Source organism: Microvirga tunisiensis (assembly GCF_009296175.1).
Lineage (GTDB): Bacteria > Pseudomonadota > Alphaproteobacteria > Rhizobiales > Beijerinckiaceae > Microvirga > Microvirga tunisiensis.
On sequence record NZ_VOSK01000457.1, the window covers coordinates 1 to 4,211 of the forward strand.

General features: G+C 60.2%; 6 protein-coding genes. All 6 read right to left on the minus strand.

Annotated features, from left to right (window positions below; genetic code table 11):
* Window positions 1–78: 78 nt before the first annotated feature.
* On the minus strand, window positions 79–867 hold the full coding sequence (gene phnC / locus FS320_RS39220) for a phosphonate ABC transporter ATP-binding protein (protein ID WP_152717787.1): 789 nt from the start codon (window positions 865–867) through the stop codon (window positions 79–81).
* Window positions 868–872: 5 nt separating this feature from the next.
* Complete coding sequence (locus tag FS320_RS39225) at window positions 873–1,571, minus strand: DapH/DapD/GlmU-related protein (protein ID WP_152717789.1); 699 nt, start codon at window positions 1,569–1,571, stop codon at window positions 873–875.
* Window positions 1,571–2,311: a phosphonate C-P lyase system protein PhnL gene (gene phnL, locus FS320_RS39230; RefSeq protein ID WP_152717791.1), complete on the minus strand. Its 741-nt coding sequence runs from the start codon at window positions 2,309–2,311 to the stop codon at window positions 1,571–1,573. Before phnL ends, FS320_RS39225 begins: the two co-directional genes overlap by 1 nt.
* A gap of 1 nt (window position 2,312) precedes the next feature.
* Window positions 2,313–3,089, minus strand: a complete 777-nt coding sequence (phnK, locus tag FS320_RS39235) for a phosphonate C-P lyase system protein PhnK (RefSeq protein WP_152717793.1) — start codon at window positions 3,087–3,089, stop codon at window positions 2,313–2,315.
* The gene (locus FS320_RS39240; protein ID WP_152717795.1) at window positions 3,086–3,991 is read right to left on the minus strand and encodes an alpha-D-ribose 1-methylphosphonate 5-phosphate C-P-lyase PhnJ; all 906 of its coding nucleotides are present in this window, start codon (window positions 3,989–3,991) and stop codon (window positions 3,086–3,088) included. The genes phnK and FS320_RS39240 overlap by 4 nt, the downstream gene beginning before the upstream one ends.
* Window positions 3,988–4,211 (minus strand): carbon-phosphorus lyase complex subunit PhnI (locus FS320_RS39245; protein WP_192926404.1); only part of this gene is annotated, 224 nt, incomplete at its 5' end. The genes FS320_RS39240 and FS320_RS39245, both read right to left, overlap by 4 nt.

A 4,211-nucleotide genomic window follows, 5' to 3' on the forward strand; every position in this document is an offset into this window, starting at 1 on the left:
TTTGGAATCTTGTGGCGGCGCTCTTCATTAACCTTGTAGGGCATGCGGCTCTCGGTTTCAGAAGACCGCCTCTATACCTTACCCCTGACTTGGCACGACACCCCGGTCCGATTTACGCACCAACGTCTCGCCGTAGAGCTCCGCAAGGAAACTGTTTGAGAGAGACGTCGAAGGCCCGTCATAAGCAACGCGCCCTTCGCGCATGGCGATCGTCCGTTTGCAGTAGCGCCGCGCGTACTCAACCTGGTGCAGCGACACGAGGACCGTGATATTGTCCTGGGTATTGATTGTGGCCAGCACGTCCATCACGCGCCGTGCTGAGGACGGATCCAACGCGGAGATCGGCTCATCGGCGATCAGGATTTCAGCTTCCTGCACCAGAGTGCGCGCGATGGCAGCGCGCTGTTGTTGGCCACCTGAAAGAGTCGAAGAGCGTTGTGCCGCCACGGAGGGGATGCCGACACGGGACAGAGCGTTTTCGGCCTTTTCCTTCTCCGAGCGGCTGAACAGGCCAAGCGTGCCGCGCCAGCGGGGAACCCGGCCCAAATGGCCGATGAGCACGTTGGTCAGGACGGAGAGGCGACCAACCAGATTGAATTGCTGGAAGATGACCGCCACACGGCCAGCGGGGCGCCCACGCATCAACCGTCCCGCCATCTGCGATACCTGTCCGAGAACCACCACCCTGCCAGCCTCGCCGTCGCCTGCCTCGAGCCCGGCGATATGACGGATGAGGGTACTCTTTCCGGAACCTGAGGCACCGATTAGAGCGACCATTTCGCCCCGCTGGACGTCGATGCTGACGTTGTCGAGCGCCCGGGTTTTGCCGTAACGCTTTGAGAGGTTAGAAACGCTGATTGCTGTCATCTGCATCATCCCCGTTCGTCCAAACCTACTGATCCGGGATAACTTGATGGCGACGGTTCGATGTCAGTTTGATGAAGGTTTGGCGTCAGCGCCTCATAGCGCTCCACAAAAGCTTCTGCCGTAAGGGTTCGGAAATCGTTCAACGCCGAGAAAAGCTTATCGTGCGGCCATTCCCACCATGCCAAGCGATCCATCCGATGCCCGACGGCACGGGTGAAACGCTCGCGGATCAGGCGGGCGGGAACGCCGCCGACGATGGTGTATGGCGCGACATCGTGTGAGACGACGGCTCCTGCGCCAATAACAGCACCATTGCCGACAGTGACGCCAGGCAGAATAGTCGCTCCATGGCCGATCCAGACATCACGACCGATCGTAACCTGTTGGGACCGGCGCCACCCAAAGAACTCTTCTTCGTCTGCTGCACCGTCGAAATAGTCGCCTGCTCGATAGGTGAAGTGATGCAGCGTGGCGCGCCATGTGGGATGATTGGTGGCATTGATCCGCACGGCGGCCGCGATGTTGGCAAATTTGCCTATCGTGGCACACCAGATCGCGCAATCCTGCATGACGTAGGAATAGTCCCCAAGATCGGTCTCGCTTACGCGGGAACGTGCTTCGATCTCGACAAAGCGGCCAAGTGTGCACTGCTCGACATCGGCCGTCGAGTGGATAAGCGGCGTATGTTCATTGAGCTTGGGCATTACGCGGCCTCCCGCGTCGAGAAGGCGGCGACGTCGATGATCTTCGTCGCAACCGCCTCCCGGACTGGAATGTCGTGGAAGATCCCGAGGATGGCTGTTCCAGCAGCTAGCTTCTCCCGGATCATGCCGATGACGACATCCCGGTTGGCCTCATCCAGCGACGCTGTCGGCTCGTCGAGCAGAAGGATTGGGTGATCAATTATGAAACCACGGGCGATGTTCACCCGCTGCTTCTCACCACCAGAGAACGTTGCCGGAGGGAGATTGAAGAGGGACGATGGCAAGTTCAGTCGCTCGAGCATGGCGGCGGCGCGGTTTGATGCTAGCTTGCGCTCCACTCCACGCGCGAGAAGCGGCTCGGCGACAACATCGAGAACCGAAACACGCGGAAGCGCCCGTAGAAATTGGCTGACGTAGCCTAAGTGATCGCGCCGGAGACTGAGTACCAGGCGGGGATCGCCGGATGCGAGGTCTGCGACGTCTCCCGTATTGCGGTCCCGCACAAGGATCCGGCCGGTATCGACAGCGTAATTGCCGAAGATCATGCGCAAGATCGATGACTTGCCGATTCCTGACGGCCCCCCCAGGACAAGGCATTCGCCGGAACATACGTCAAACGTGACATTGGCCACGACGGGAAGACGGACTCCGCCGCGAAGGTGGATCGTGAATGATTTTGATACATCCACAACCGAAAGCAGAGGAGCGCCAGCCACGACAGAAGGATTGTCGGTCACCATCTCAGTTCTCCAGAATCGAGGCGACGAGAAGCTGGGTGTAGGGATGACTTGGATCGTCCATCACACGATCGGTCAGTCCCTGCTCGACGATCCGTCCGCCCTTCATGACGATCATGCGCTGCGACAGGAGCCGGGCGACGGCCAGATCATGGGTGACGATGACCACCGACAGACTGAGCTCCGAGACCAGCATTCGCATCAGGTCAAGAACGCGTGCCTGGACCGATACGTCGAGACCGCCAGTCGGCTCATCCATGAAGATCAAGCGAGGGTGCGTAACAAGATTGCGCGCGATCTGTAGACGCTGCCGCATGCCGCCCGAGAAGGCTACGGGCATATCGTCGATGCGGGAGGCCGCAATCTCGACGTGTTCCAACCAGTCGCTCGCCCGGCTGCGGATCTCGCCGTAGTTGCGGTCACCAATCGCCATCAGCCGTTCACCAACGTTGGCGCCGGCCGATACCCGCATTCGCAACCCGTCTGCCGGATTCTGGTGAACGAAACCCCAGTCCGTGCGCATAAGGAAGCGAAGTTCGGCTTCGCTCAGCTCCGCGAGATCCGGGAACCGCCGGTCGCGCATCCGGTACCGGATCTCACCGCTGCTCCGCTCCATGCGAGTGGAAATGCAGTTGAGCAGGGTTGTTTTGCCGGAGCCGGACTCGCCCACGATCGCGACAACCTCGCCCGGCCAGACATTGAATGAGACGTCGGTGCAGCCGATGAAGTTGCCGTAGCGCTTCTCCAGATTTCGGACGGAGAGGATCGGTTCGCTGTTCATTCTGCGGCCTCCCAATCGGCCTTCGCGGCGCCATGCTGCGGCAGGCCTGCTCCCTGGTGCCCCTCGGACCGGCGGGTTTCGCAGTGGTCTGTATCGGAGCAAACAAACATGCGCCCGCCGCGGTCGTCCGTGATGACCTCGTCCATATAGACGTCCTGCGCATCACAAAGCGCGCAACGGGAGTCGAAGCGTTGGACAGTGAATGGATGGTCCTCGAAGTCGAGACTGACCACATCAGTGAAGGGTGGCAGCGCGTAGATCCGCTTTTCGCGGCCGGCGCCAAAAAGCTGCAGCGCCGGCGAGCGGTGCATTTCCGGATTGTCGAATTTAGGGATCGGCGACGGGTCCATGACATACCGGCCTTCGACCTTCACGGGATAGGCATAGGTCGTGGCGATATGGCCGTGCTGCGCAATGTCCTCGTAGAGCTTGACATGCACCAGGCCATATTCTTCCAGTGCATGCATCACGCGCGTTTCCGTCTCACGTGGCTCGAGGAAGCGAAGCGGCTCAGGGATTGGCACCTGGTAGACGATGATCTGGCCCTGGGCGAGAGGAGTCTCAGGAATGCGGTGTCGGGTCTGGATGATCGTTGCCTCGGCTGTCCGCGTGGTCGTTGCAACATTCGCGACCTTGGCGAAGAAGGCCCGGATCGACACGGCATTAGTGGTATCGTCGGCACCCTGATCGATGACCTTGAGCACATCATTGGGGCCCAGGATCGATGCAGTGACCTGCACCCCGCCCGTGCCCCAGCCATAAGGCATGGGCATCTCACGGGAGGCGAACGGCACCTGGTATCCGGGGATCGCGACCGCCTTCAGGATCGCGCGTCGGATCATCCGCTTGGTCTGTTCGTCGAGATAGGCAAAGTTATAGGCAGGCAGGGAGGGATTTGTCATTCTGCTGCCTCGCTCAGTGGTGTGTCAGCACTCGCGATTTCGGCCTCGCGGCGCAATGTTCGCAGCAGTTCGAGCTCTGCTTGAAAATCGACGTAATGAGGCAGCTTCAGGTGCTCGACGAAGCCGGTGGCCTGCACGTTGTCGCAGTGCTCCAGCACGAATTCCTCATCTTGCGCCGGAGCCAGCCGTTGCTCATTGAACTCATCGGCTCTCATTGCGC

Excerpts from the sequence above, each read along its gene's own strand:
- phnK (WP_152717793.1), bottom strand. The coding sequence starts at position 3,089 with ATGAACAGCGAACCGATCCTCTCCGTCCGAAATCTGGAGAAGCGCTAC.
- FS320_RS39225 (WP_152717789.1), bottom strand. The coding sequence starts at position 1,571 with ATGCCCAAGCTCAATGAACATACGCCGCTTATCCACTCGACGGCCGAT.
- FS320_RS39240 (WP_152717795.1), bottom strand. The coding sequence starts at position 3,991 with ATGACAAATCCCTCCCTGCCTGCCTATAACTTTGCCTATCTCGACGAA.
- phnL (WP_152717791.1), bottom strand. The coding sequence starts at position 2,311 with ATGGTGACCGACAATCCTTCTGTCGTGGCTGGCGCTCCTCTGCTTTCG.
- phnC (WP_152717787.1), bottom strand. The coding sequence starts at position 867 with ATGACAGCAATCAGCGTTTCTAACCTCTCAAAGCGTTACGGCAAAACC.